The following is a 26,502-nucleotide window of genomic DNA, read 5'->3' as shown; positions in this document are numbered from 1 at the left end:
CCATTTTGTGGAGAATGATTGCTGAGTGGTAACGGGATAAGGTTGAGCTACTTTATTAGGGGGAGTGGTTCTATGTTTAATAAAAAAATGGTGGCAATGGCAATGACTGTGCCGTTAGTAATGGGGACGATTTCTACGGTTTCGGCATTGGAAAAACAACAGCAAGTAAAGTTAGAAGCTTATTCGCCACAGAAAAAAGCAACTGAATATTTAAAAGAAAATGCTGCGCAGTATGGATTGAAGGCAGACCTTTCAGACTTGCAATATATTTCTACAACAGAAACGTCAGTAGCTTCATATGTTAGGTTCCAACAAGTTGTTAACGGTGCTCCTGTATTTTCAAAACAAATTACAGTTACTCTTAACGGAGAAGGAAAGGGAGTACTCGCTGTTTCTGATTATCAGCCTGTTACAGGTGTGAAGGAAGTAACGACAAAAATTAGTGAAAAAGATGCAATACAAAAATCAATGGCGTATGTTGGAGAAGCAAGTGAGCAAAACTTATGGGCTCCTACAGAGAAAGAATTCGGATATATTGTTGAAGAAGGAATGGCTCGTCCAGTATATAAAGTTGTAGTCCATTCTAATAATCCATTTGGTGCATGGGAAACATTTATTGATGCAGAAAATGGAAAGTTAATTAAAAAGGTTGATATAAACCGAAAAGCTGAAGGATCAGGAAAAGTATTTTTACCTAACCCAGTAGTATCTAGCGGTAGTAAAGTAGGCTTAAAAGATAATAACGATGCAGATTCAACAGCTCTAACGAACCAACTGAAAACTGTTACGTTAAAAGGTTTAGATGGAACAGGATTTTTAATTGGAGAATATGTAACGATTTCTTCAAAAGCGAAAACAAAATCTACGAATTTACAATTTAACTATACACGTGCAAATGATAGCTTTGAAGATGTGATGTCGTATTATCATATCGATACATTACAGCGTTACATTCAAGGGTTAGGTTTTAAAAATATTAATAACCGTTCGATAAAAGTGAATGTTAATGGTACAACTGATGATAATTCATTCTATTCTCCATCAACAAAAGCTTTAACTTTCGGTACTGGCGGTGTTGATGATGCAGAAGATGCTGGTATTATCGCACATGAGTATGGGCATTCGATTCAAGATAACCAAGTTCCTGGCTTTGGTAGTTCAGCAGAAGGCGGAGCGATGGGAGAAGGATTTGGCGACTTCTTAGGTGCTACATATGAAGATGCAGTATCGACTACAGGATACGGAAAAGCATGTGTTGGAGAATGGGATGCGACAGCTTACTCTAGTTCAGATCCAACATGCTTACGCCGATTAGATACGAATAAAGTATATCCGAAAGATATAACGAATGAAGTGCATGATGATGGTGAAATTTGGGCACAAGGTCAATACGAAATGGCACAAGCTTTTGGCCGTGATGTAGCAACAAAAATCATTTTACAATCACACTGGTCATTAACACCAAACTCTAAATTCAGTGATGGAGCAAAAGCGATTAAGCAAGCAGATGCTCTTTTATATGGCGGACAACATGCTGCTGATATCGATCGTATTTGGGCAGCGAGAGGCATTAGTACGAATTAATATAAAAAGTCGTGGCATTATAAGCCACGACTTTTTAATTTGCTTACGAACTGGTACTAGTAAATAAAGCTATATCAATGATAGTGTGAATATATCCGTATCCCATTTACTTTTTAGCTTCTTTAAAAACAAAATGTTCTTTAAATTTTCTAGATTCAACTTTTTGACCATTTCGCATCAATCGGAATGGGTGTTCTTGCCATGTAATAATAACATCAACCTCATCCGCTTTTGTAGCAACAGGTAAATTAGCGTGTTCAAATCCAGTTTTTCCACTTGCTAAACGACTTTCCTTTAGGGAAAAGAGTTCATATTTCGTTTTCTTATTTAGTTCGTTGCGGAATACTTCGACGTTTACGTTATATACTTCACTATTCCCGATATTCTTTACTGAAAAATGATATGTTTGAAATTCATTTTTTTTAGCTTGAAGCATATTTTTGTTTGTTTTTTTCGGTTTATCAATATTCACTAGCCATTGACCAGAGTTTTGAGAGATTGGTAAAGATTTTGGTGAATAGGCGTATGTTTCGTTTACTACAATTAGGCAAAACAATAGGAGAAAGAAACTAATTGCTTTTTGCATATGCACACCTCGCTTTAAATTTGTTTATTAATATGCGTGAAAAATACGGTTTTTATGTAAAAATTAGGAAAATATTAGATGTGTAATTTCGGATTTGATACATAAGAATATGTATTACAAAATTAACTTTTCCCGTTTTAGAAGCAGTTAGGAGTTAGAAAATCAGAATGTTTCAAAAAAATTCTTGCATTTTATAAAGAGAGAAGTTAGAATACTCTGTAAATATAAAAAGTGATGATCAGGAAAAGTACATGGTGCAAAGGTCTACAGAGAGCAGCCGGTTGCTGAGAAGGTTGTGATACCGCATGATGGAAAGACACCTGTGAGTGTTGCTTTGAACGTGATTATTAGTAAAAGCAAACGGTACCTACCGTTATCAGGGCTAAGATGGTCAGTATGACAATTTGGGTGGTACCGCGGAAAAAAATCCGTCCCTATTTATAGGGGCGGATTTTTGTATTCTTTGAAAGGGGGTGAGTGACCGTGGATGATGACGATGACAACAATAACGTAAACAAATATAAAATTACTGGAGGGAAAAATAATGAATTCAATAATGAAGCGTTCACTCACAAAAGAATGTATGGAACAAAGTGGAAAGGTTGTATTACTTCAAGGATGGGTAAAAAAAATTCGGCATCTTGGAAATGTTAGTTTTTTATTATTACGGGACAGAACAGGAGTAATTCAATGTGTATTAGAGAATGGATTGGCTGGATATAAAGTTGATGTAGAAAGTGTTGTCCATGTAATCGGTGAAATAGTCGAGACGTCGAAAACAGAATTGGGTGTTGAAGTACTTGCTCATGAAGTGAAAGTAATAAACGGTGCAGAACCACTTCCATTTGAAATAAATAAAAAGAAGTTACAAGTGGGCTTAGATCAACTACTTAATGAGCGAGTAATATCATTAAGGCATGAGCGAACCGCAGCGATTTTTAAAGTGAAATCTACACTCGTTCAGAGCTTTAGTGAAATTCTTATAGAGAACGATTTCACACGGATCTTTACGCCGAAAATTGTTTCGCAAGGGGCAGAAGGAGGAGCAAATGTTTTTAAGCTTCCATACTTCCAAAAAGAAGCTTATTTAGCACAATCACCACAGTTCTATAAGCAAATGATGGTGGCAGGTGGGTTAGAACGAGTTTTTGAAATTGCACCTGTATATAGAGCGGAACATCATAATTCTTCCCGTCATTTGAATGAATATATATCGTTAGACGTAGAACTTGGTTTTATTCATGATTTTTATGAAGTGATGCAACTAGAAACGGATGTTTTACGATATATGTTTCAACAAGTAGCGAAAAAATGTGAAATAGAACTACAACTATTACAAATAGAAGTACCTGTTATTACTGAAATACCTAAAATTACATTGTTAGAAGCACAAGAAATTTTGAAAAGTAAGTATCGTAAAGAATCTCCTGTAGGGGATTTAGATACAGAAGGTGAAAAGTTACTAGGGAAATATGTAAAGGAAACATATAATAGTGAATTTGTTTTCATTACACATTATCCGAAAGAAGCGAGACCGATGTATACGATGCAAAATAAAGAGAATCCAGCTATTACTGATTCATTCGACTTATTATATAAAGGGTTAGAAATAACGTCAGGGGCACAGCGAATTCATAATTATGAAATGTTACTCGCTTCGTTTAAAGAAAAAGGATTACACCCAGAGAAATTTCAATCTTATTTAAATACATTCCGATACGGTTGTCCCCCGCATGGAGGTTTCGGAATTGGGTTAGAAAGGATTGTATATAAACTATTAGAATTAACAAATGTACGAGAGGCGAGTGCTTTTCCGAGAGATTGTACTCGTCTTATACCGTAAAAAGAATCTTCGCGATTATCGCGAAGATTCTTTTTATAGTTCGTTTGAAAAGATGAAAATATAGACTCTTTCTTTTGCTAATAAGCTTAGTAAAAGTGAGTTATCAATATGAACCATTTCGACAAAAAATTAATATACCCCTTGACAGTTACAAATATAACCGATATACTTCATATTAATTTCAAAAGAAAATATATTCTAAATATTACAATGTGTTGAATAGGAGTAGTAAGGTCATGTATTTGTACAGAGAGCTATGGGTTGGTGCGACATAGTCAAATGACATCCTGAACTCGCCTAGGAGCAGTAAGGTGGAACGGAATCACATTCTTAGTAAATCTTAACGGTTAACCTTCGATATTAGGTTTGTAATCAAACGATTACTACTAAGGTGGATTCATAATGGAATCAATAAGGGTGGTACCGCGTTAAGTAAATGGCTTAGCGTCTCTTTATATAGAGATGCTAGGCCATTTTTTTATTATATGGAAAAAGAAGTGGAGGGTTTATTTGGATAGGTCTATAAAATTTATTTATCTATATAAAAAGATTTAATTAGGAGGAAAATGAGATGAAACAAACGGAGCAATGGACTTCGAAATTAGGTTTTATAATGGCTGCAGCAGGATCAGCAATTGGACTTGGCGCAATATGGAAGTTTCCTTATATCGCCGGGAAGAGCGGGGGAGGAGCATTCTTTTTAATCTTTATATTATTTACTATATTAATTGGATTACCACTACTTATAGCTGAATTTATGATTGGACGTAGTACGCAGAAACAAGCAGTTGGCGCATTTAAAAGTATTGCACCAAATACAGGGTGGCACTGGATTGGACGCCTTGGTGTTGGAACGTGTTTTATACTACTTTCATTTTATAGTGTTGTAGGTGGATGGGTGTTAATTTATTTATTCAGAGGAATTACTGGACAACTAATTGCACCGGGACAAAATTACGGAGCATTATTTACTGAAACAATTGGGAATCCCACTTGGGCTATTATGGGACATTTCGCTTTTATGTTCATTACGATATGGGTTGTATCAAAGGGTGTACAAAACGGAATTGAAAAAGCAAGTAAATATATGTTGCCAGCATTGTTCGTTTTATTTGTCGCTCTTATTATTCGTTCGTTAACACTTGATGATGCTATGAAAGGTGTGAAGTTTTTCTTACAACCAGATTTCTCAAAGATTACTTCGGAAAGTATTTTGTTCGCAATGGGGCAATCATTCTTTGCAATTAGTATCGGGATTTCAATTATGGTTACCTATAGTTCCTATTTAAATAAAAAAGAAAGTTTACCAAAATCAGCAATAACAATTGTTGGATTGAATTTATTTGTTTCTTTATTTGCAGGTCTTGCCATTTTTCCGGCCGTATTTTCATTAGGAATGGAGCCGACAGAAGGACCTGGATTACTATTTATCGTATTACCATCTGTATTTAGTCAAATCCCATTCGGTGGATTTTTCTTAACAGTATTCCTTGCACTATTTACATTTGCGACATTAACATCGGCATTTTCTCTACTAGAAACTGTTGTTTCAGCATTAGCAAATGGTGAACAAGAAAAGAGAACGAAATTATCATGGCTGATCGGTTTCGGCATTTTCTTAGTAGGTATACCATCAGCGTTATCATTTGGAGTATGGAGTGATATTACGATTTTCGGAAAGAATATTTTTGATGCAGTAGACTTCTTATCTAGTAATATATTAATGCCACTTGGAGCACTATTTATTAGTATTTTCGTTTCATTCAAAATGGAAAAGAAGGTACTAGAAGCAGAGTTTTTTGTAGGTGGAAATTATGGAAAGAAAGTATTTACTTGTTGGGCATTTTTACTTCGATTTGTAGCACCGCTCGCAATCATTATCGTCTTTTTAAATGTAATAGGGATTATTTAACAATAAATGTTATAATATTCAGTAAAAAAAGAAGATGGTGATGTTTATGGCGAATTTGATAGAAACAGGAGAGTATATGAATATTAGAAGGAAAAAGCTATACGTTGAAACACATGGAAATCCTAAAAATAAGCCAGTCTTATACTTGCATGGTGGACCAGGAGAGAGTTGTTATGATTTTTCATTTCATCAAGCGGAACGTTTAAAAGATTCTCTACATGTAATTATGATAGATCAAAGAGGTGTTGGTCGTTCAGAAAAAATTACTGAAGACGAAGCTTTTGGATTAAATGATTTGATTGAAGACTGTGAGGAATTAAAAAAAGTATTACAAATTGAGAAGTGGTCTATAATTGGACATTCTTTCGGTGGATATGTAGCATTGCTTTATGCGTCGATATATCCAAGTTCAATAGAGAAAATAATATTTGAAGGACCAACTTTTGATTTTGCATTAACAAGTAGAGCTTTGTTGCAAAAGACAGGGCATTTATTAAAAAAGTATGGAAAAGAAGAAGTAGCAAAAGAGTGCTTTGCTTATTCATCTAGCGATGCTAGTTCAGAAGAGTTGTTAGAAGCTTATATAAGATTAAGCGCTGAATTAGAAGAAAAAAGAATGGAGATTTACAATAATAAGGAAGATAGGACAGATGAGAGTTTATACAGTGATGAAGAGTGGGAAATATTTTCAAATCGCTCCAAAATGCACTTTGATAGATTAAAATTAGAGGGAGCATGTCATACATCATTATTATCAAAAATAAAAGATGTACAAAATCTAATGTTATTAATAGTAGGAAAACATGATGTAGTAACGTGTGAAGAACAAATCAAAACATTTAATAAAGATGCCCGAAACGGCAAGTATATCGTATTTGAAGAGAGCGGTCATTCACCTCATTATGAGGAAGCAGATAGATTTGCAGAAACAGTCATACATTTTTTGAAATGAAGAAAAGGGTGCTTCTATAAATGAGAGGCACTCTTTCTAAATTTCTGGATATGTGATTGTGATGTTAGGCCACTTACTTTGCCAATTCTTTTTTATAACTCTGTTTTTGTACATATGTAATCGTTCTTTCGATTTAAGAAAATGAGCTGTTGGTCTCACTTGTAACGAAAGGACATCTTCAATACCACATGGGGCTGTTAATATAACATTGTTTAGTTCATCAAGTGTAACTCCTAAAGCCGTTGCTGTTTCAGGGAATTTAGAAATAGCATTAACAGAAGAAGAATATGGTGGCATATTATTCACTACATGCATACGAGCTTGATTTTTTACAGACCAAGGGATAGTAGCATCAATATTCATTAATTTCGTTTCTAATGATTGTTCGTATATCTCATCTTGATGTAGACTATCATAATAAATCACATCAACATCAGGCATAGCCGTTTTAGCTTCATAGTCATGTAAAGTATCCCAAATTTTAGAACGAACAAAGCCGGCACAAACCCACCAATCAGGTAACTCTAGTGATTTTGCCATTTGTAATACATTCATCATCCATTCGTCGTTTTCTATTAAGCGAATGATATCTTGTTCTGTTTGTATAGTCATTTGTTATCTCACCTGCTTTTTTTTAGAGAGTAAATTTAATTCATAAGCTTTATAATCCATGTAATCCAGTAAGCACCTGGTATGAATAACAGTTGAGCTAGTAATGTACCAAAAAGTCTAGAAATCATTAGCCAAGCATACATTTTACTCATTGCTTCAGCACCTTCTTCTGATTGAAGAGCTCGCTCTGTTAAAAGAGCAATACGTGGATCTAGTAGCACTGTTAATAAAATAGTAGCAAAACCATTAATAAGACCGGAAGCTGTAGTGGCTTTTGTTGCGAAAGCTGGAATTAAAAAAGAAGCATATAGTGCGGAAAGAACTCCCGCTGTATAAATAGCAGTAGCAAACATGTTAATAAGCATAATACGCTTTGGAATACCACCGATACGCAGTCTATGAATCATTTCTAACTTTGGAAAGCGGACATATTTTTTTGTGTACTTTAATTTTTGAATGTTATTCGTTTTCATCATTCGAATGAAAGAACCGTCTGTTTCAAAGTTTTGAATGACATATCCAAATAGTTTTGTCAAAGTTGGATACAGTATAATCGCAAGCAATGTACCGATAGAAGCAGATAATAGTACAAGACGTATAATATGCTCTAAATCAATAGAAGGATCTAGTTTTGCTTCGTCCACAATCCCGCCAAGTAAAAAGGCTTGTAGTAAGTTTGACGTTCTTGAAATGAGTAATACGATTCCTACGACGGATAATGCGACAGCAATCTTCTTTAAACGAACCCCCGCTAATCGAATACTATAAGAGCTTGTTTCAACTGCGTGGATTACAATTGTGAAAGCCATTATAAAAATTAACGTAATTGACATTTGTTTCACCAGTTTCTATTAAAATAATTGTAACTTTTTTACTTTATCATATCTATCGTATTTTGTAACTGAAAGTATGTGACATATGGAAATTGATTTTTCGAAAAAATAGATAATGATAGTATAATAAGGAGAAGTGGAAGAGATGTTAGCAGTTATTTATACAGCAAATTAAGTGGAGGAATGAAACATGTATAAAACATTTCTATTTGATTTAGATGGAACTTTAACGGATCCGAAAGAAGGGATTGTAAATTCGGTTTTGTATGCGTTAAAAAAAGTAGGAATTGAAGAAGTACATATAAGTGAGTTAGATTCATTTATAGGTCCTCCTATTCAGCAATCATTCGTAGAGAGATATAATATGAGTGAAGGAGAGGTTGAACGTGCAGTTTTTTACTTCCGTGAGTATTTAAAGCAGCGTGGATTGTTTGAAAATAATGTATACGAGGGGATTCTGAAGCTCTTGCAACAATTAAAAAGTTCAGGAAATCGCATATTCGTAGCTACTTCAAAGCCCACTGTATTTGCGAAACAAGTTATAGAGCATTTTCAATTAACGAATTATTTCGAAGATATCATTGGAAGTAATTTAGATGGTACGAGAATAAAAAAAGAAGAAATAATTGCTCATATTTTACAAACAAATGAAGAACTAAATAAAGAAGAAATGATAATGATTGGTGATAGAAAGCACGATATAATAGGTGCGAATCAGAATGGAATTGTTTCAATTGGTGTTTTATATGGCTATGGCTGTGAGAAAGAACTGACTGAAGTTAGTGCGACTTACATAGTGAAAGATGTTGAAGAACTGTATCATTTTTGTGTAGGGAAAATTTTAATAAATCAGTAAATATAGGTACTAACAATCCCTTTATAACGTATGATGAGGAATTCGTTTCTGTTTAAAGGGATTTTTCATATGTAATCGAATATTTATAATTAGACATTTTTAGCATGAAAAAATTGTATGAATAAGAGGAGGGATGTCAGAATTAAAAGATTAGTAGAAGTTTATCAATAAATTTTAGAATATTCTGTTTAATGGAGGGGTAAAATTGGAGTTAGTTATTATATTATTAGCACTAAGTTTACTTATGTTCGTAGCATACAGAGGCTTTTCTGTTATTTTATTCGCACCGATATTTGCATTATTTGCAGTATTTTTGACAGAACCTAGTTATGTATTACCTTTCTTTTCTAATATCTTTATGGAGAAAATGGTTGGATTTATAAAGTTATATTTTCCTGTGTTTTTATTAGGAGCAATATTTGGAAAAGTAGTGGAAATGTCAGGAATTGCAGATTCTATCGCAAAAACGATTATTGAGTTAGTTGGTGAAAAACGTACTATATTAGCGATTGTATTAATGGGGGCTATTTTAACGTATAGTGGTGTTAGTGTGTATGTAGTAGTGTTTGCTGTTTATCCGTTCGCAGCTAAGTTGTTTCGACAAGCTAATATTCCAAAGCGTTTAATCCCTGGAACGATTGTTCTTGGAGCAGTAACGTTTACAATGGATGCGCTACCTGGATCACCACAAATTCAAAATGTAATACCTACAACATTTTTTAAAACGAATATTTATGCTGCACCGATACTTGGCATTGTAGGAGCAATTTTTGTTCTTACATTAGGTTTACTATATTTAGAGAGTAGACGTAAGAAGGCAAAAGCGGCAGGTGAAGGATATTTTGGTTTTAATGATGGAAATACTGAAATGGCAGCATCTTTGCAATTAGAACAAAAAAATATGCCATTAATTAATAACATTGAAATTACAAGAGCACAACAACTTATTGCATTTATACCACTTATTTTAGTAGGTGTAATGAATAAAGTGTTTACTATTATGATACCGAAGTGGTATCCAAGCGGTTTTGATTTTTCTGCAATTGGTATGAAAGCATTTGGAAAAGTAGAATTAAGTGCAGTGGTAGGAATTTGGTCTGTAGAATTGGCACTTATTATAGGGATCTTAACAACGTTATTATTATATTGGAAGCGAGTAGTAACAGGTTTCCAAGCTGGATTGAATACAAGTATTGGTGGAGCGCTACTTGCAACGATGAATACAGGAGCTGAGTTTGGATTCGGTGGTGTCATTGCAGCACTTCCAGGCTTCGCAATTATGAGAGATGGCATCTCTGCTACTTTCACAAATCCGTTAGTGAATGGTGCAGTAACGACGAATATTTTAGCTGGAATTACAGGCTCTGCATCAGGAGGAATGGGAATAGTATTAAGTGCAATGGGAGATAAATTTATTGCAGCGGCCAATCAATTTGATATTCCATTAGAAGTTATGCACCGTATCGTATCAATGGCATCAGGAGGAATGGATACACTACCGCATAACGGGGCTATTATTACTATTCTTACAGTAACAGGATTAACACATAAACAGTCCTATAAAGATATATTTGCTATTACAATTTTGAAAACGGTTGCTGTATTTTTAGTTATCGCGTTCTATACTTTAACAGGACTCTATTAAAAATTCGAATCGTAAAGATTCATCAAATCGATAATTTATATCATAAAATATTAATTAGGATAAGAAGGGGTGGAGTACTTGCAAGAAGTTTCTGAGTTTCGTATGCCAAAGTCGGTATTATATGGAAGGAATTCGCTTGAAAAACTGGGGGAACAATCAAAAAAGTTAGGGAAAAGAGCTTTTATAGTTACTGATACAATTATGGAGAAATTAGGATATCTTGAAAAGTGTATACAACAACTAAATAAGAAAAGTATTACTGTTAGTACATATAATAAAGTGGATGCTGAACCTACAAATATACACGTGTTAGAAGCCTTATCTCTTTGTAAAGAGGAAAAGTGTGATTTTATTATCGGTATTGGTGGTGGAAGTTGTATTGATGCTGCGAAAGCAGTAGCGGTTTTATATACAAATGGTGGAGAAGTTGAGGATTATGTCGAAAAGGATATTGAAATAGAAAACAATCCACTACCACTTATTGCAATTCCAACAACTTCTGGTACTGGATCGGAAGTTACAAGTGTAGCAGTAATTACGAATAAAAAAACAGATGTAAAAATGATGATGAAGCATCCTAGTTTTATACCGAAAGTAGCAATTATAGATCCAGTTTTGACAAGTTCGTTACCACCACAAATTACGGCAGCAACAGGAATAGATGCGTTATGTCATGCGATTGAAGCTTATATTTCTAAATTTTCACAGCCACTTACAGATGTACTTGCTCTTTCAGCTATTGAAAGTATTATGAAATATTTACGTATAGCATATGAAGATGGACGTAATATGGAGGCAAGAGAAGCGATGATGATTGCTTCCTTACAAGCTGGAATTGCATTTTCTAATGCATCAGTTACATTAGTTCATGGAATGTCAAGGCCAGTGGGAGCATTATTTCATGTACCGCATGGAATATCAAATGCCATACTATTACCTACAGTGTTAGAGTTTACAAAAACAAGTGCAGTGAAAAGGTTAGCAAAAATTGGACGTAGTTTAAATAAGGATTTGTATTCGAATTCTGATGAGGAAGTAGCAGACTACACGCTTGGGGAAATAAAAAAACTTTGCTTTGATCTTCGTATTCCAAATTTAAAAGAATATGGAATCGATGAAATTGAATTTGAAAATGCTATTTCTAAAATGGCATCAGATGCAATTGAAAGTGGTAGCCCAGCTAATAACCCACGTGTTCCATCATATGATGAAATCAAAGCGTTGTATCGAGAGTGTTTTAATTATAAGTATAAAGAATTTATAAAAACATCAGATTGTTAATTTCAGAATATTCTATAAAAATTTCCTTGGAAATGAAAGTACAATTACTCTTTATTATTTCCATATTAAATTCCGTAAAACAAGACTTTATATTTCAAACTTAAAGTCTTGTTTTATTATGTATAATATATACAATAAAACGTTGTTATTAGTTGTATAAAAAAGTTTAGGTAGGTGTTGTTTATATGAAAACGATAGGTCTTATAGGTGGTATGAGTTGGGAATCAACTTCTGAATATTATCGAATTATTAATGAAGAAATAAAAGAGAGATTAGGAGGGCTACATTCAGCAAAATGTTTGATTAATAGTGTAGATTTTGAAGAGATTGAACGATGTCAGTCTAGCGGAGATTGGGATGGTGCTGGAGAAATTCTAGGGAATGCGGCATATTCATTACAAAAGGGAGGAGCAGACTTTATAATCATTTGTACAAATACAATGCATAAGGTAGTTGGAAAAATAAAGGCGAAAATTGATATTCCAGTCTTACATATTGCTGATGCAACTGCAAAAGCAATTAAAAGAAAAGACATTCAAAAGGTTGGTCTGCTTGGAACTACATATACAATGGAGCAAGATTTCTATAAGTCACGTATAGAAGAAAATAATATAAAAGTAATAGTACCATCAGAAAAAAATAGAAAAGAAATAAATAAAGTAATATATACAGAATTATGTTTAGGAAAAATAGTATCTCAATCTAGAGAATATTATAAAAGAGTCATCGAAGAGTTAGTGCAAAAAGGAGCACAGGGAATCATATTAGGTTGTACAGAAATAGGGTTATTAATAAAGCAAGAAGACGTATCTGTCCCGATATTTGATACGACTCATATACATGCAATTGAAGCAGTCAAGGTAGCTCTAGATAGAATGTAATTATATTATGTAAACTAAATTCATATATCTGGAAAACATTCAGAAAATATTTTATAATGTAAGTGGTTACATTTAAGGGGGAATGCGCATGTTTTCAGTTCAACCAATCGCATTTGTACATAATGAAAGAAAGGAAATAAAAGATGATGAGTGGGGAGAAGTAAGATCCCGTATAACTTTAACTGAAATGTATGCAGAAGAAAGTATACAAGGGATTGAAGATTTTTCTCATATTGAAGTTGTTTTTTATTTTCATAAAGTAACTGACGAGCAAATTCAGTATTTTGCTAGACATCCTAGAAATAATAAGGATTATCCTGAAGTAGGTATTTTTGCACAGCGCGGGAAAAATCGCCCGAATCGCATAGGTGTAACAATTGTAAAGGTGATCAAAAGAGAAGGTAAATCAATTATTGTTGAGGGATTAGATGCTATTGATGGCACTCCTATATTGGATATAAAACCAATAATGAAAGAGTTTATGCCGAAAGAAGAAATACACCAGCCTAAATGGGCAACGGATATAATGAGACAGTATTGGAAGGGGAATGGAGTAAAATGAGAATATATGAGGCAACAATTGCAGATTTAGATGGACTAGCATCAGTTTTTAATAACTATCGCATGTTTTATAGGCAGGATTCTGATTTAGAAGGGGCAAAAGTATTTTTACGAAACCGAATTGAGAAAAAAGAGTCCGTTATTTTCGTAGCAGTTGAAGACGGCGAATATATTGGGTTCACACAACTATATCCATCATTTTCTTCCATTTCAATGAAAGAATTATGGATTTTAAATGATTTATTTGTACAAGCGGCGAAGCGTGGAGCCGGAACAGGTAAAAAATTATTAGAAGCTGCTAAAGAATACGCATTAGAAAATGGAGCAAAAGGTGTAAAATTACAAACAGAGATTGATAATTTATCAGCACAACGATTATATGCTGAAAATGGTTATTTGAGAGATAATCGTTATTTCCATTACGAATTAACGTTTTAAAAAATTAAGTTGAAAGAGGCATTTTCAAGAAAAAGAATTTCTTTGTAATGAGAAATTCTTTTTTATTTTTGCCTAAATTAAAAAGTATGACAATAACGATAAAACGATATTTATTTATTGTTAAACGATAAATTATGTGGTAAAATTATGTTGTCATTAAATAAGTGAGTTATTGTAAATGAATCTTAAATGAAGTTCAACAACGTTCTTAAAAGTAATTATTTTTCTTTCTGGAATTGCAGTGCTTGCCTTATGCATATTTTTAGTGCCGGAAATGGCGAATTTTGTAGCGAATTTGTATCCTAATATCGCTCCGATAAAATATCTTGTTTTCATTGTGATGTATGGAGCAGCTGTGCCTTTTTATGTTGCTCTTTATCAGGCTTTCAATCTTTTACAGTATATTGACGAGAACACAGCGTTCTCGGAATTATCTGTAAAGTCGTTAAAGAATATAAAGCGCTGTGCAGTTACAATCAGTGGTTTGTATGTATTAGGTTTGCCACTTTTTCATTTTATAGCGAAGAAAATGGAACCTCCTATTGGGTTAGTGGGACTTATTATCATTTTTGCTTCGTTCGTTAGCGCTGTTTTTACCGCTATCCTTCAACGCCTTCTACAAGAAGCAATTAACATAAAATCAGAAAATGATTTGACAGTTTGAGGTGGCGGATATGACAATTATTATTAATATTGACGTCATGTTAGCAAAATGAAAGATGAGTGTAACGGAGCTTTCGGAGAAGGTTGAAATTACGATGGCGAATCTTTCTATTTTGAAAAATGGGAAAGCAAAAGCGGTTCGTTTTTCAACATTAGAAGCGATATGTAAAGCTTTGGAGTGTCAGCCAGGGGATATTTTGGAGTATAAAAACGATGAGAATACTCAATAAAAACAGATAACAAATGTAAATAATAGAAGTCAATAAAGAAGGGATAGCCACTAAGCTATTCCTTCTTTACGTTAATTGCTGTTAGTAATAAAAAATATAATTTGAATTGCAATGTCTGCTTATCAAAAGGGAACTTGCTACCTTTGTATTATAGTTGATTTAAAACCCAGTTTGTTGCATCTTCAAAGTTATCTGCAATGTAGTTTGGTTCAATATGTGCCCATTTGTCTCGGTACGTATGCAAAGCATCATACCCAGCGCCTGTTCGGACTAGAATCGTTGTCGCATTTACTTTTGCTCCTGCAACAATATCAGTCCAGCGATCACCAACTACAGCACATTGTGTTAAATCAAGCCTATGTTTTTTTGCTGCTTTAAGCAGCATGCCTGTACTCGGTTTACGGCATTCACAACCATCACCGTGTTTATGAGGACATACATAAATATCATCAAAACCGAAGCCTTCTAATTCTTGTACAAAATCGGCTACAGTTGCTATTCCATCTGCAATCCCAGGTTGATTTGTGAAAGAGAAAATTTTTATATTCTTAGCTTTTAGTTTTTGCAAGGATGTTTTTGTGAATGGAAATAATGTAAAAGATCCTGGATAATGTATTGTAGTGTCACCACCAATTGTACCGTCACGATCAATGAAAATTGCTTTAATGTTTGTCATAGTTATAGCCCCTTCAATTTATAAGTAGTTTAAAAATGTTTTACAAATCGGTAGCCATTTACCTCATAGCCTAATTTTTTGTAAAAAGGATGAGCTTCTACTCTTTTTGTTCCACTAACTAGCCATGTGCCAATGCAATTATGTTTCTTTGCTAATTGTTCTGCATAATCCATCAAAACTTGTCCAATGCCTTTACGTCGTATGTTAGAATCAACGCTAATAATTGAAATCTCTCCATAACGTGTTACATCTTCTAAATTTTCACGTATACGAAATCCAAGTAATCCAAATATAGTTTCTTCTTCCTCGTAAACATATAAAAAATCAAACGGACTCATTTGTACGAATTGTAATCGATTGTTCATATCTTCATAGGAAATAGAGGAACCTTTTAATTCTTTTGTTAAAGAACAAAGTGCGTCTATATCATCTATCGTTGCTTCACGAATTTGAAAAGACATATTATCCACTCCAATAAAATGTAATCAAACATTTAGTATTCTGTTAAAAAATGTTTTTTCCTGCCATAAAAATAAATATTTTATAATGATATATAGATAGTTATATGTTATTCTTTTCCTTGATTGTATTGGAAATGGAAAGAGGGGAAATGCATGTTAGAAGTAAATATCCGCTCAGCTGGATATGAAATAGGTGAAAAAACAATTCGTGATATAGCTTTTTCTATCGAAAAAGGTGAACTAGTTGCTCTTATTGGAGCAAATGGTGCTGGGAAGAGTACGACGATAAAAACGATGCTGGGATTACTTGTAAATATGGACGGTGAAATATCATTCGGTGAAAAGAAAAATCCGTATGCATACGTACCAGAACATCCAACATACTATGATTACTTGACGCTCTGGGAACATATTGAATTATTAATGGCAGCTCGTGGAAGTGAAATGGGAAGCTGGGAAGAAAGAGCGGGACAATTATTACATACTTTTCGAATGGATAAGCATAAACATGAATATTTATCAAAGTTTTCAAAAGGTATGAAACAAAAATCGATGCTAATATTGGCGTTTTTAACTGAGCCAGATTTTTATATAATTGACGAACCCTTTATCGGTTTAGATCCAGTAGCTACGAAAGAGTTTTTAAGTTATTTATATAAAGAAAAAGAGCGCGGAGCAGGAATTTTACTTTGTACGCACGTATTGGATACTGCTGAAAAAATTTGTGAAAGATTTTTACTCATTTCACAAGGTACATTAGTCGCAGATGGACATTTAGAATCTATTCAAATGTTAGCGGAAATGCCGGATAGCTCATTACTAGACTGCTTTGATATAATTGTAAGGCGTGAACAACATGATTAAACAACAATTTTATAAAAGATTATGTCATGAGCTCCAGCGGAAGTGGAAGTCTATATGTTCGGTAACAGATTGGACAGTCGCGTTATATATTATTATTCCAACACTTATATTTATGGGAATCTATTATAGGTCACTATGGATAAATGAATTATCAATGGAAGAGACGATTTATTTCGGATTAGGATTACTCGCATTTTATCTAGTAACATATCCGAGAGGAGTTCGTTCGTTTTTTGAGCAAGCGGATAGTTTATTTTTAATTTCGTATGCAACACATATGCGAAAATTAGTCCAGTATGGCATGATGTACACATTTGTTCGAATAGCGATAACGAATGTAATAGTAGTCGTTATTATGTTACCAGTGTTGATGAAAAGTATCGGAGTAACAGAGATACAAGTCGTATTATTTTGGGTATTCTTTACTATATTTCGATTTATGTTGTCGTTGTTAACAAGATTTATTCATGTACAGGTGGGGAAACGATGGGTTTTATGGATTGTAAAAAATGTAGTATTTTCTATGAGCTTGTCCTTTTTTGGAATTAGTTTATTTTTTATTTATAAAAATCTATATTATTCAATTCTATTTATCGGTCTAGTAATTTTCTTAAGTAGTGTATTAGTAAAAGAGAAAATGAATTATAAAAAGTTCTTTTTTTAAGAAATCGAGAAAGAAAAAGAGGAAAGCATGCGCTGGACGAGCGGAATTATGCAAGTTGGTGGTCATGCAGCTAAACCGAGTAGCTCGAATAAAAAACCGTGGATGTTTCCGCGTTCTAAAAGACTATTAGGAAAAAAAGCAGATTCTCTTATTATCGAATCTTTTTTGAAAGAATTTTTCCGTACAAGTACTGCACGAATATTTTATATTCAAATTGTATGTATGAGTACTGCAAGTATAATCATGACTCCAAGGTGGATTGCAGCTATTGTTCTTGTATTTACTGTAGTTGCAATTTCTCGCTATGCGCGTGATTATTGGAATGAATTTACGAAAAAAATGTTTCTTCATTTATATTGTGAAGAAGGAAAATTACTTTTGCTAAGGTGGAAGGCAGATCGTTATTTACTACTACCAGCAATACTCTTGTATGCAATAGTTATACTTGCCCAGTTTTATTTATTGCCAGCTGTGATTGGTGGCTTTGTTTTTATTTTATTAATTGTATGGATTGTATTTTTACCATAAAAAAAGAGCCATTGACGGCTCTTTTTCTAGTCTGTAACACATTGATAAATAAAATATACTAAAACGAGTATGCTTGCGGCGGAATACATGACATCTAAAGTCATTCAAGTGCCTCCTCAATATTGTGGTATTAATATTGTATGAAATCTTACAATTTCATATTCAAGTGAAAAATATGTGAACGTTAACAAAATTGTAAAGTGCAAAAATTATAATCATTTTGTATAATAGAAGAAACCACCGTTATATAAAAAATAATGAGTGAAAGGGGAGGGAACATAAATGCCAAATTGGTTTAGAAAAACCTTAGTCGCATTAATTACCGTATTTACATTTGGTTTAGTGACGCCTCCTTCCATATTGCTTGATAATGCCAAAGCTGCGGACAAGCCTACGAGCACAGCTGGGCAACAAAGTTTGGAGAGCACGTCCTATACATATGAAGAAACGAATGACAGGTTAACCACCGATACTTTTATTACTTATGCAATGCAAGAAGCAGAGAAGCAGTCGATGCAAAAGTTTGGTACTAAAATTGGTCCAGTAATTGAAGATGAATTTAAAGATGTAATATTACCGAAAATTGAAGAGGCAATTGCTGAGCTTGCTAGTGATGTACCAGAAGACTCACTACAATCATTAGCGATTTCTCAAAAACCAGCTGGTGGAAATAATGAAAAGATTTTTCACGTCTACGATACGAAATCAGGAAATGATTTATTGCGTTTCCATGTAAGAAGAGATCATCCGCCGCAAGATGGTTATTATTTTAATTTCCATTATCACCGTTTTGATGATGGATACTCTGGACATCATGAGTTAGGAAATATTTATTGGAATACAAATGTACCGCCGAAATGGTTGTCTTAAAAAGAACAAGAGAAAATCTTGTTCTTTTTTATGTTTATAGAAGGGACAGACAACTATGTTGTTGAATAACATAGGTTTAGAAAAAAGAAGTAAAAGGAGTATGGAGATGCAAAAATACATTGTTTTTGACTTTGATGGCACATTAGTAGATTCGCAAAATATATTTGTACCAATTTATAATCAAATTGCTGAAAAGCACGGATATAAAACGGTAAAGGAAGAAGAAATTGAACATTTACGTAAATTAACGATGCCAGAGAGATGTAAACAACTCGATGTACCACTGTATAAATTACCGATATTAGCGTTGGAGTTTTATAAATTATATCAGCCTGCTATAAAAGATCTTGTTTTATTTCATGGGATGAAGGATGTATTAGATGAACTATATAAAAAAGGATACGGTATTGCGGTTATATCATCTAACTCAGAAGAGCATATTCGGGCATTTTTACACAAGAATGATATAGAAAATATACAAGAAGTGTATTGTTCTAAAAATCTGTTTGGTAAAGATAAAATGATAAAAAGATTTTTAAAATCGAAAAAGATAACAGAGCAGGATATGTTATACGTTGGTGATGAACAGCGAGATGTAGCAGCGTGTAAAAAGGCTGGAGTGAACGTGATTTGGGTATCTTGGGGATATGATGTCATTGAAACAGTGAAAAAAGATGCACCAGATTATATGGTTCATAAGCCGATGGAAATTGTGGAAGTAGTACAAGGAGCGTATTCTTAATATGAATACACTTCGAGCAGGCATTCATCATATTGAATTTTGGGTAGCGAATTTAGAGGAGTCCATTTCTTTTTATAATAAGTTGTTTTCCATAATTGGATGGAGAAAGTTAAATGAAGTAGCATATAGCACAGGAGAAAGTGAAATATATTTTAAAGAAGTAGATGAGGAAATCGTAAGGACGTTAGGGCCTAGACATATTTGTTATCAAGCTATTCATAGAGAAGTAGTTGATGAAGTAGCAGATTTTCTTTCTAGTACGAAAGTGAAGGTAATACGTGGTCCAATTGAAATGAATCATTATTCGGAAGGTTACTATACGATTGATTTTTACGATCCGAATGGATTTATTGTAGAAGTTGCCTATACACCAAAGGCAGAAATGTAAGGGGAATAGATATGAAGATAATTACAGCGCAGCAAAACAATATACAAATTGTAAAAGATGCAGTGGATATTAAAGAAATTTCTAAAGGTTTTTCGCCTGACAAGAAATATATAATTATGAGTGCGAATAATGAAAAATATTTATTTCGGACAGGCGATATAAAAGAGTATGAAAGAAAGAAAATAGAGTTTCAAATTTTAAATGAAATGGTAAAATGTAACGTACAGGCACAAAGGCCAATTGAAATAGGTATATTGGAAGAAGAAGGTGTATGCTATAGTATTTTTTCATATTTAGAAGGGGAAGATGCGAAGAGACTATTGTCTACGTATTCACCAAAAGAACAATATGATATTGGCATAGAGGCAGGAAAAGATTTAGCGAAAATGCATACACTTGAAGCTCCTAAGAATATACTTCCGTGGTATGAAAGAGCAATGAAAAAACATAGGAAATATTTAGAGGCGTATAAAACATGCGGAATTAAAATTGAAAATGATGATAAAATTATTAAGTTTATAGATGAAAATGAAATGTATGTAAAGGATCGCCCAAATCGATTTCAACACGATGATTTTCATTTAGAAAATATAATTGTACGGGATGGGAGATATGTAGGTGTAGTTGATTTTAATGGTTATGACTGGGGCGACCCACTGCATGATTTCGTAAAAATTGCACTATTTGCAAGAGACATTAGTATTCCATATTCAATCGGACAAATAGAAGGATACTTTAATGAGAGAATACCAGAGGAGTTCTGGAAATTATATGCGGTGTACGTTGGCATGACAGTTTTCTCATCAGTTGTCTGGACATTACGAGCAGCACCGCATATGTTGGAGGATACGTTAGAGCGTCTTCATATTGTATTAGAAGATCATAAAAACTTTGAACTATCGAAGCCGATTTGGTTTCAACCAGATAAGATGGATATGAAATAGAAAAGGTAGGTGTGATTCGCACCTACCTTTATTTTTTACCATCAAAATAATTATTTGATTTTCTTAAATGTCAGCGGCTGAGTACTTAACATAGCTGGCACATGTAACTGAAGAGATGGGAATTCACCACTCACATTCATTTCATAAGCGAATAATAAACTCATTTTCATTTGGAATAAGTCAATTTTTGCAGAGAAGATGTCGTAGTGATGATGGTGCAATTGAACCTCCATCTCCATAAATTGTACAAATAACGAATCATCTTGTTTGTATACTTGTAATGTTCCGTATGCAGGATGTTCAAAAGTACCAGTATAATCCTCTAACTTGTGAGAAGGTGTAGTCCCTTTAATTTGTTCAGGAAGCGACTCAGTTGCTTCTTTCATCATTTCCTTCATTTTCTCAGTATCTTCTACAGCACGTTTATGCCAATCAATGGATTCTAATTCAAGTAGTTCGTCATAAATTTGATTAGCGAGATAAGTAGGAAGTAATGTTCCTCCAGCATTCGTTAAAATGACAAGGCCTATGTTTTCTGTTGGTATGAATGAAACAAGTGCTGAAAACCCATCAATATTACCGCCATGATGAATTACCTTATTACCACGGTAAGCGCTAATAAACCAACCAAGACCGTAACTATTTAATGGAGATTCAGGAAGTGATAAAACTGGTTGATCTGGAATGGAATTATGTGGTGTATACATTTGTTGTAATAATTCAGAGGAGATTAATTCATGATCTCCAAATTTACCTTTGTTTAAGTGAAGAAGGACCCAATTTGCCATATCTTCAATTGTAGAATTAATACACCCAGCAGCTCCAACTGTATCGATGTTATGGAATGGAACTTCTTTTATTTTACCTTCATTTTCAACGTAAGGTAAAGCATAATCATCTGTAGTTTGTGAATCTGTAACAGAGAAGTTTGTTTGATTCATATTTAAAGGCTCTAAAATATGTTCTGTAACGTATTGTTCCCACGTTTTATTTGTAATATTTTCCACAATGTAGCTGATTGTTGTATACATTAAGTTGTTATATAGAAACGCTGTTCGGAACGGCGCATCAAGTGGTAAATGTTTTATTTTTTCAACGAGATTTTTTCGAGATAAGGAAGAGCTATACCAAAGAGCCTCATGACGGCTTACACCGGTTCGATGAGAAGCTAAATCCCGTCCTGTAACTTGTGAGCTAGCAAGTAGTTCAGATAAAGTAAAGTTAGGTATATAAGACTGGATAGGGATATCCCAATTAAAATTTTTTTGCTGTGCTAACAAGCTTAATGAAAGTGTGCCAAATGCTTTCGTTGAGGAACCGATTGCGAATCGAGTATTCGGTGTAACAGCCTCTTTTGTTTCTATATTACGATAGCCGAAACCTTCTGAAATAATAACTTCACCGTCTTTTATAACAGCGACAGCAGCACCAGGAACATTTAAATCCTTCATCATTTTTTCAACCGCTGTTTGTAAAGAAGTCATAACAGGCGTTTCAATTTTAGACATACTTCTAACCTCCAAATATAAATTTTGTTCTACCGCACTATACTTTCGGTAATAGAAAATGAAAACCTTTTTAAATTTGGAAAGTTAATAATTTTGTAAGAATTAGCGGAAGAAATTTTATTAATTAGGATTATTAAATTTACCATTTTTCATGTTATGATAAATTGCATATACGATTGAAAGAAGGTTTTCCTACATATGAAACATGCTGAAAATGAATACTTAAATTTATGCCGCCATGTAATGAAACATGGTACGAAGAAAGAAGATCGTACAGGGACAGGAACTGTATCTGTATTTGGATATCAAATGCGTTTTGATTTGAGTAAAGGATTTCCTTTATTAACGACAAAAAGAGTACCATTTCGCCTTGTAGCAAGTGAACTACTTTGGTTTATGAAAGGTGATACAAATATTCGCTATTTATTGCAGCATAATAATAATATTTGGAATGAATGGGCGTTTAAGAGCTGGGTAGAAAGTGATGAGTATACTGGTCCTGACATGACGGATTTTGGTCTTCGCTCACAACAAGATGAAGAATTTAAAGTACAGTACGATGAGCAGATGGAATTGTTTAAAAAGAACGTTTTAGAAGATGAGGATTTCTCAAATAAATATGGTTATTTAGGAGACGTTTATGGTAAACAGTGGCGAGCTTGGAAAACGACAGCTGGTGAGACACTTGATCAATTAAAAGATGTAATTGAAATGATTAAAAAAACACCAGACTCACGTCGTTTAATCGTTTCTGCTTGGAATCCTGAAGACGTACCAAGTATGGCATTACCCCCTTGTCATACATTATTCCAGTTTTATGTAGCGGACGGAAAGCTTTCTTGTCAGCTATATCAAAGAAGTGGTGACATATTCCTTGGAATACCATTTAACATCGCAAGTTATTCACTACTAACACATTTAATTGCACACGAATGTGGTCTTGAAGTAGGGGAATTTGTTCATACAATTGGTGATGCACACATTTATACAAATCATTTTGAACAAGTAGAAAAGCAATTGGCACGTGAACCACGTCCGTTCCCGAAACTTACATTAAATCCAGATGTGAAATCTGTTTTCGATTTTGAAATGGAAGATTTAACGATTGAAGGATACGATCCGCATCCAGCAATTAAAGCACCGGTTGCAGTATAATTGTAGAGGAGATGAAAAAATGATTGTTTCATTTATGGTCGCAATGGACGAAAATAGAGTAATTGGTAAAGATAATAATTTACCTTGGCGTTTACCGAGTGAATTACAATACGTGAAGAAAACAACGATGGGTCACCCGCTTATTATGGGAAGAAAGAACTATGAAGCGATTGGTAGACCGCTGCCTGGAAGACGTAATATTATTGTAACTCGTAATGAAGGATATCACGTTGAAGGATGTGAAGTTGTTCATTCTGTAGAAGAAGTATTTGAACTATGTAAAAATGAAGAAGAGATTTTTATTTTTGGCGGGGCGCAAATTTATGATCTCTTTTTACCTTATGTAGACAAATTGTATATAACAAAAATCCATTATGCATTTGAAGGAGATACATTCTTCCCAGAAATGGATATGACAAATTGGAAAGAGATTTTTGTAGAAAAAGGTTTAACAGATGAAAAAAACCCGTATACGTATTATTACCATGTATATGAGAAACAACAATAATAAAGAAGATTGATGTGAGAATTCGCATCAATCTTTTTATTTATATTCACCAATATAAGTTTATAGATGAGATTCGATAGTGCTATAATGATAGGTAGCATGTAAAAATGCTAAAATTTTCAAAAGTACTAATATAGAAAGAGGAGGAGAATCGATTGAGAAAGATATGGGGGATTCTTTTTCTTTGCTTAACATTCATGTTAGTTGGATGTGGTAAAGAAGAAAAACCACAAGAAGCGTTTGATACATATGTAAAAGCGTGGAATAAACAAAAATTTGCAGATATGTATGATCAACTATCAAAAAATGCAAAAAAAGATATTTCAAAGAAAGAATTTACTGAGAAATATGAAAAAATTTATTCTGGTATCGAAGTGAAAGACTTAAAGGTAGAAACAGGGGAAGTAAAAGAAGATAAAAAAGATGAAGGCCCTGTTCCTTTTAAAGTAAGCATGGATACAGTTGGTGGTAAAATTACTTTTGGCCATGAAGCAAAAATGGTGAAAGAAAAAGATGGAGATAAAGAATCTTGGAAAATAGATTGGACTCCTGATTTTATTTTCCCTGGCATGACGAAAGATAGTAAAGTGCGTATGCAGACAACACAGCCAAAACGTGGTGAAATATACGATCGTAATGGAAAAGGTCTTGCAACAAATGGGAAAGCTTCTGAAATCGGATTGATTCCTGAAAAGTTAGGCGATACTGCTCCGCAAACGAAAGAAACAGTAGCGAAGTTATTAAATATGTCTGTAGAAGAAATTGATCAAAAATTAGCTGCTAAATGGGTAAAACCAGGGTATCTCGTACCAATTGGAATTTTGCCTGAAGGGGCAACGCAAAATACGTACATTGATTTAGCAGGTGTTTCAACAAAACCTGTAAATGTTCGTACATATCCATTAGGGGAAGCGGCAGCTCATCTGACTGGTTATATCGGAAAGGTAAATGCTGAAGATTTAAAAACGCTTCAAAAGAAAGGCTATCAAGCTGATGATCCAGTTGGTAAAGCTGGTTTAGAGCAAGTATTAGAGGAAAAGCTACGCGGTAAAAAAGGTGGCCGTGTCTTTGTAGAAGATGCACAAGGAAAAGAAATTAAAAACTTGGCAAAAACAGATGCTGTTGATGGAGAAAACGTAACTTTAACTATTGATAGTGCTGTTCAAGAAAAAACGTACAATGAAATGAAGGGCGAAGCTGGTTCAAGTGCAGCAATTAATCCGAAAAGTGGAGAAACAATTGCACTAGTAAGTAGTCCAGCATATGATCCGAATTTAATTGCACGAGGAACATCGAAAGCACAACGCGAAGCTTGGAATAATGATCCGAAAAAACCGATGACGAATCGCTTTACACAATTATCGGTACCAGGTTCTGTATTTAAACCAATTACAGCTGCAATTGGTCTTGAAACGAAAACGATTGATCCAAAAGAAGAGTTAAAAATTGAAGGATTAAAATGGACAAAAGATTCTTCTTGGGGTAATTATTATGTAACGCGTGTGAAAGATGCAAATCCGATTGATTTTGATAAGGCGATGAAATACTCGGATAATATTTACTTCGCACAAGAAGCATTGAAAATCGGAAAAGACAAGTTTATGAGTGAAGCGAAAAAATTCGGATTCGATGAAAAATTACCAATTGAATATGGATTCCCTGCTTCTAAAATTGCAAATGACGGTATTAAAAATGATATTCAAATGGCAGATACAGGATATGGACAAGGGCAAGTATTAATGACTCCTCTTCATTTAGCTTTAACGTATGCGCCAATTGTAAATGATGGAACGATTCCATCACCGTATATTATTAAAACAGATAAACAACCAAAAGCTTGGAAAGAAAATGTAATTTCTAAAGGAAATCAGGATATATTAAAAACTGCTATGACGAAAGTAATTAATGATCCGGATGGTACAGGGAAAATTGCTAAAATTGATGGAATGACTCTTGCTGGAAAAACAGGTACAGCGGAATTAAAAGTATCCAAAGAGGCCGAAGGAAAAGAACTAGGCTGGTTCGCTGCATTTGATTTGAATTCACCAGATATGGTCATTACAATGATGATTGAAGATGTAAAAGGTAGAGGTGGAAGTAACATTCCAGCTGAAAAAGTGAAACATGTTTTTCAAAAATAATATGTAATAAAAGGCTATCTCTATAAATTATAGAGATAGCCTTTTTGTATGAGGAGTCTTAATATCTGTATACTAAATTTTAAAGAAACAAAATAAATCATTAACTTACGAAAAAAAAGTAGCTATTTTTTATTGACATTAATTAAAACTTTTTGTATTATACTTACATAAGGTAA

Annotated in this window: 26 protein-coding genes, 1 pseudogene and 2 other annotated features; of the genes and pseudogenes, 21 read left to right on the top strand and 6 right to left on the bottom strand. The window is 33.8% G+C overall.

The window, feature by feature from the left end:
• The first annotated feature begins 72 nt into the window (after positions 1–72).
• Positions 73–1,584, top strand: a complete 1,512-nt coding sequence (locus N2V92_RS24300) for a M36 family metallopeptidase (protein ID WP_000482263.1) — start codon at positions 73–75, stop codon at positions 1,582–1,584.
• A gap of 106 nt (positions 1,585–1,690) precedes the next feature.
• On the opposite strand, the gene N2V92_RS24295 is transcribed toward N2V92_RS24300, so the two are convergent.
• Positions 1,691–2,170, bottom strand: a complete 480-nt coding sequence (locus N2V92_RS24295; protein WP_016077789.1) for a hypothetical protein — start codon at positions 2,168–2,170, stop codon at positions 1,691–1,693.
• A 225-nt stretch (positions 2,171–2,395) separates the two neighbouring features.
• Positions 2,396–2,609 (top strand) — a binding site (T-box leader).
• Positions 2,610–2,714: 105 nt separating this feature from the next.
• Between N2V92_RS24295 and aspS the strand changes: the two genes are divergently transcribed.
• The 3 genes from aspS (at position 2,715) to N2V92_RS24280 (ending at position 6,877) form a co-directional block, all read left to right on the top strand.
• Complete coding sequence (aspS, locus tag N2V92_RS24290; protein WP_001084710.1) at positions 2,715–4,013, top strand: aspartate--tRNA(Asn) ligase; 1,299 nt, start codon at positions 2,715–2,717, stop codon at positions 4,011–4,013.
• Positions 4,014–4,219: 206 nt separating this feature from the next.
• Positions 4,220–4,468 (top strand) — a binding site (T-box leader).
• 116 nt (positions 4,469–4,584) lie between these two features.
• Positions 4,585–5,925, top strand: coding sequence for a sodium-dependent transporter (locus tag N2V92_RS24285; RefSeq protein WP_016077788.1), 1,341 nt, complete (start codon positions 4,585–4,587; stop codon positions 5,923–5,925).
• Positions 5,926–5,971: 46 nt separating this feature from the next.
• A complete protein-coding gene (locus N2V92_RS24280) occupies positions 5,972–6,877 on the top strand; it encodes an alpha/beta fold hydrolase (RefSeq protein ID WP_033668866.1) in 906 nt (301 codons plus the stop codon).
• A gap of 36 nt (positions 6,878–6,913) precedes the next feature.
• Here the strand turns inward: N2V92_RS24280 and N2V92_RS24275 are convergent, their stop codons facing one another.
• Together N2V92_RS24275 and N2V92_RS24270 are read right to left on the bottom strand one after the other, a co-directional pair.
• Positions 6,914–7,489, bottom strand: a complete 576-nt coding sequence (locus tag N2V92_RS24275) for a nucleotidyltransferase family protein (protein ID WP_016077786.1) — start codon at positions 7,487–7,489, stop codon at positions 6,914–6,916.
• A gap of 35 nt (positions 7,490–7,524) precedes the next feature.
• Positions 7,525–8,322 carry a lipid II flippase Amj family protein gene (locus tag N2V92_RS24270; protein ID WP_000028911.1) on the bottom strand — a complete coding sequence of 266 codons (798 nt, stop codon included), beginning with the start codon at positions 8,320–8,322 and terminating at the stop codon, positions 7,525–7,527.
• Positions 8,323–8,512: 190 nt separating this feature from the next.
• On the opposite strand from N2V92_RS24270, the gene N2V92_RS24265 reads away from it, so the two are divergent.
• The 8 genes from N2V92_RS24265 (at position 8,513) to N2V92_RS24230 (ending at position 14,877) form a co-directional block, all read left to right on the top strand.
• Positions 8,513–9,178 (top strand): HAD family hydrolase, encoded by a 666-nt coding sequence (locus N2V92_RS24265; RefSeq protein WP_016077785.1) that lies wholly within the window; start codon positions 8,513–8,515, stop codon positions 9,176–9,178.
• Positions 9,179–9,383: 205 nt separating this feature from the next.
• Positions 9,384–10,823, top strand: a complete 1,440-nt coding sequence (locus N2V92_RS24260; protein ID WP_016077784.1) for a GntP family permease — start codon at positions 9,384–9,386, stop codon at positions 10,821–10,823.
• 78 nt (positions 10,824–10,901) lie between these two features.
• On the top strand, positions 10,902–12,104 hold the full coding sequence (locus tag N2V92_RS24255) for an iron-containing alcohol dehydrogenase (protein WP_001158664.1): 1,203 nt from the start codon (positions 10,902–10,904) through the stop codon (positions 12,102–12,104).
• A gap of 185 nt (positions 12,105–12,289) precedes the next feature.
• Positions 12,290–12,985: an aspartate/glutamate racemase family protein gene (locus N2V92_RS24250; protein ID WP_000848566.1), complete on the top strand. Its 696-nt coding sequence runs from the start codon at positions 12,290–12,292 to the stop codon at positions 12,983–12,985.
• A gap of 88 nt (positions 12,986–13,073) precedes the next feature.
• Complete coding sequence (locus N2V92_RS24245) at positions 13,074–13,547, top strand: SAM-dependent methyltransferase (RefSeq protein ID WP_000493250.1); 474 nt, start codon at positions 13,074–13,076, stop codon at positions 13,545–13,547.
• Positions 13,544–13,984 (top strand): GNAT family N-acetyltransferase, encoded by a 441-nt coding sequence (locus N2V92_RS24240; RefSeq protein ID WP_001223866.1) that lies wholly within the window; start codon positions 13,544–13,546, stop codon positions 13,982–13,984. Before N2V92_RS24245 ends, N2V92_RS24240 begins: the two co-directional genes overlap by 4 nt.
• 217 nt (positions 13,985–14,201) lie before the next feature.
• Positions 14,202–14,648 carry a DUF2975 domain-containing protein gene (locus tag N2V92_RS24235; RefSeq protein WP_033668863.1) on the top strand — a complete coding sequence of 149 codons (447 nt, stop codon included), beginning with the start codon at positions 14,202–14,204 and terminating at the stop codon, positions 14,646–14,648.
• 55 nt (positions 14,649–14,703) lie between these two features.
• Entirely contained in the window at positions 14,704–14,877 is a 174-nt protein-coding gene (locus N2V92_RS24230) for a helix-turn-helix domain-containing protein (protein ID WP_015945765.1), read from the top strand.
• 148 nt (positions 14,878–15,025) lie between these two features.
• Here N2V92_RS24230 and N2V92_RS24225 read toward each other — a convergent pair whose 3' ends face one another.
• Together N2V92_RS24225 and N2V92_RS24220 are read right to left on the bottom strand one after the other, a co-directional pair.
• Positions 15,026–15,553: an HAD-IIIA family hydrolase gene (locus N2V92_RS24225; protein ID WP_016077783.1), complete on the bottom strand. Its 528-nt coding sequence runs from the start codon at positions 15,551–15,553 to the stop codon at positions 15,026–15,028.
• A gap of 29 nt (positions 15,554–15,582) precedes the next feature.
• The gene (locus N2V92_RS24220; protein ID WP_016077782.1) at positions 15,583–16,014 is read right to left on the bottom strand and encodes a GNAT family N-acetyltransferase; all 432 of its coding nucleotides are present in this window, start codon (positions 16,012–16,014) and stop codon (positions 15,583–15,585) included.
• Between the two features lie 153 nt (positions 16,015–16,167).
• On the opposite strand from N2V92_RS24220, the gene N2V92_RS24215 reads away from it, so the two are divergent.
• The 6 genes and pseudogenes from N2V92_RS24215 to N2V92_RS24190 all read left to right on the top strand — a co-directional run bounded on the left by N2V92_RS24215 (position 16,168) and on the right by N2V92_RS24190 (position 21,014).
• Positions 16,168–16,878: an ABC transporter ATP-binding protein gene (locus N2V92_RS24215; RefSeq protein ID WP_000895248.1), complete on the top strand. Its 711-nt coding sequence runs from the start codon at positions 16,168–16,170 to the stop codon at positions 16,876–16,878.
• Positions 16,871–18,070, top strand: a pseudogene (locus N2V92_RS24210) (ABC transporter permease). The gene N2V92_RS24215 and the pseudogene N2V92_RS24210 overlap by 8 nt, the downstream one beginning before the upstream one ends.
• Positions 18,071–18,352: 282 nt before the next feature.
• On the top strand, positions 18,353–18,940 hold the full coding sequence (locus N2V92_RS24205) for a YpjP family protein (RefSeq protein ID WP_001134421.1): 588 nt from the start codon (positions 18,353–18,355) through the stop codon (positions 18,938–18,940).
• 106 nt (positions 18,941–19,046) lie between these two features.
• Positions 19,047–19,682, top strand: a complete 636-nt coding sequence (locus N2V92_RS24200) for an HAD family hydrolase (protein ID WP_001174980.1) — start codon at positions 19,047–19,049, stop codon at positions 19,680–19,682.
• 1 nt (position 19,683) lies between these two features.
• Positions 19,684–20,070 (top strand): VOC family protein, encoded by a 387-nt coding sequence (locus N2V92_RS24195; RefSeq protein ID WP_001094667.1) that lies wholly within the window; start codon positions 19,684–19,686, stop codon positions 20,068–20,070.
• 11 nt (positions 20,071–20,081) lie between these two features.
• Complete coding sequence (locus tag N2V92_RS24190; RefSeq protein ID WP_016077781.1) at positions 20,082–21,014, top strand: aminoglycoside phosphotransferase family protein; 933 nt, start codon at positions 20,082–20,084, stop codon at positions 21,012–21,014.
• Positions 21,015–21,064: 50 nt separating this feature from the next.
• Here the strand turns inward: N2V92_RS24190 and N2V92_RS24185 are convergent, their stop codons facing one another.
• The gene (locus N2V92_RS24185; RefSeq protein WP_016077780.1) at positions 21,065–22,522 is read right to left on the bottom strand and encodes a serine hydrolase; all 1,458 of its coding nucleotides are present in this window, start codon (positions 22,520–22,522) and stop codon (positions 21,065–21,067) included.
• Positions 22,523–22,720: 198 nt separating this feature from the next.
• Between N2V92_RS24185 and N2V92_RS24180 the strand changes: the two genes are divergently transcribed.
• The 3 genes from N2V92_RS24180 (at position 22,721) to pbpC (ending at position 26,326) form a co-directional block, all read left to right on the top strand.
• Complete coding sequence (locus tag N2V92_RS24180; protein WP_042597951.1) at positions 22,721–23,677, top strand: thymidylate synthase; 957 nt, start codon at positions 22,721–22,723, stop codon at positions 23,675–23,677.
• Between the two features lie 19 nt (positions 23,678–23,696).
• Entirely contained in the window at positions 23,697–24,185 is a 489-nt protein-coding gene (locus N2V92_RS24175; RefSeq protein ID WP_000637207.1) for a dihydrofolate reductase, read from the top strand.
• Positions 24,186–24,340: 155 nt separating this feature from the next.
• Positions 24,341–26,326: a penicillin-binding protein 3 gene (gene pbpC, locus N2V92_RS24170; RefSeq protein ID WP_001227242.1), complete on the top strand. Its 1,986-nt coding sequence runs from the start codon at positions 24,341–24,343 to the stop codon at positions 26,324–26,326.
• The last annotated feature ends 176 nt before the right edge of the window (positions 26,327–26,502 follow it).

Source organism: Bacillus sp. CH_48 (assembly GCF_038008465.1).
In the GTDB taxonomy this organism is placed as follows: domain Bacteria; phylum Bacillota; class Bacilli; order Bacillales; family Bacillaceae_G; genus Bacillus_A; species Bacillus_A thuringiensis_S.
This window is presented reverse-complemented; position numbering and strand designations above follow the sequence as displayed.

Bases quoted from the DNA above. Each gene is read 5' to 3' on its own strand.
- N2V92_RS24300 (WP_000482263.1), top strand. From the start codon at position 73: ATGTTTAATAAAAAAATGGTGGCAATGGCAATGACTGTGCCGTTAGTA.
- N2V92_RS24295 (WP_016077789.1), bottom strand. From the start codon at position 2,170: ATGCAAAAAGCAATTAGTTTCTTTCTCCTATTGTTTTGCCTAATTGTA.
- aspS (WP_001084710.1), top strand. From the start codon at position 2,715: ATGAATTCAATAATGAAGCGTTCACTCACAAAAGAATGTATGGAACAA.
- N2V92_RS24285 (WP_016077788.1), top strand. From the start codon at position 4,585: ATGAAACAAACGGAGCAATGGACTTCGAAATTAGGTTTTATAATGGCT.
- N2V92_RS24280 (WP_033668866.1), top strand. From the start codon at position 5,972: ATGGCGAATTTGATAGAAACAGGAGAGTATATGAATATTAGAAGGAAA.
- N2V92_RS24275 (WP_016077786.1), bottom strand. From the start codon at position 7,489: ATGACTATACAAACAGAACAAGATATCATTCGCTTAATAGAAAACGAC.
- N2V92_RS24270 (WP_000028911.1), bottom strand. From the start codon at position 8,322: ATGTCAATTACGTTAATTTTTATAATGGCTTTCACAATTGTAATCCAC.
- N2V92_RS24265 (WP_016077785.1), top strand. From the start codon at position 8,513: ATGTATAAAACATTTCTATTTGATTTAGATGGAACTTTAACGGATCCG.
- N2V92_RS24250 (WP_000848566.1), top strand. From the start codon at position 12,290: ATGAAAACGATAGGTCTTATAGGTGGTATGAGTTGGGAATCAACTTCT.
- N2V92_RS24245 (WP_000493250.1), top strand. From the start codon at position 13,074: ATGTTTTCAGTTCAACCAATCGCATTTGTACATAATGAAAGAAAGGAA.
- N2V92_RS24240 (WP_001223866.1), top strand. From the start codon at position 13,544: ATGAGAATATATGAGGCAACAATTGCAGATTTAGATGGACTAGCATCA.
- N2V92_RS24230 (WP_015945765.1), top strand. From the start codon at position 14,704: ATGAGTGTAACGGAGCTTTCGGAGAAGGTTGAAATTACGATGGCGAAT.
- N2V92_RS24225 (WP_016077783.1), bottom strand. From the start codon at position 15,553: ATGACAAACATTAAAGCAATTTTCATTGATCGTGACGGTACAATTGGT.
- N2V92_RS24220 (WP_016077782.1), bottom strand. From the start codon at position 16,014: ATGTCTTTTCAAATTCGTGAAGCAACGATAGATGATATAGACGCACTT.
- N2V92_RS24215 (WP_000895248.1), top strand. From the start codon at position 16,168: ATGTTAGAAGTAAATATCCGCTCAGCTGGATATGAAATAGGTGAAAAA.
- N2V92_RS24205 (WP_001134421.1), top strand. From the start codon at position 18,353: ATGCCAAATTGGTTTAGAAAAACCTTAGTCGCATTAATTACCGTATTT.
- N2V92_RS24200 (WP_001174980.1), top strand. From the start codon at position 19,047: ATGCAAAAATACATTGTTTTTGACTTTGATGGCACATTAGTAGATTCG.
- N2V92_RS24195 (WP_001094667.1), top strand. From the start codon at position 19,684: ATGAATACACTTCGAGCAGGCATTCATCATATTGAATTTTGGGTAGCG.
- N2V92_RS24190 (WP_016077781.1), top strand. From the start codon at position 20,082: ATGAAGATAATTACAGCGCAGCAAAACAATATACAAATTGTAAAAGAT.
- N2V92_RS24185 (WP_016077780.1), bottom strand. From the start codon at position 22,522: ATGTCTAAAATTGAAACGCCTGTTATGACTTCTTTACAAACAGCGGTT.
- N2V92_RS24180 (WP_042597951.1), top strand. From the start codon at position 22,721: ATGAAACATGCTGAAAATGAATACTTAAATTTATGCCGCCATGTAATG.
- N2V92_RS24175 (WP_000637207.1), top strand. From the start codon at position 23,697: ATGATTGTTTCATTTATGGTCGCAATGGACGAAAATAGAGTAATTGGT.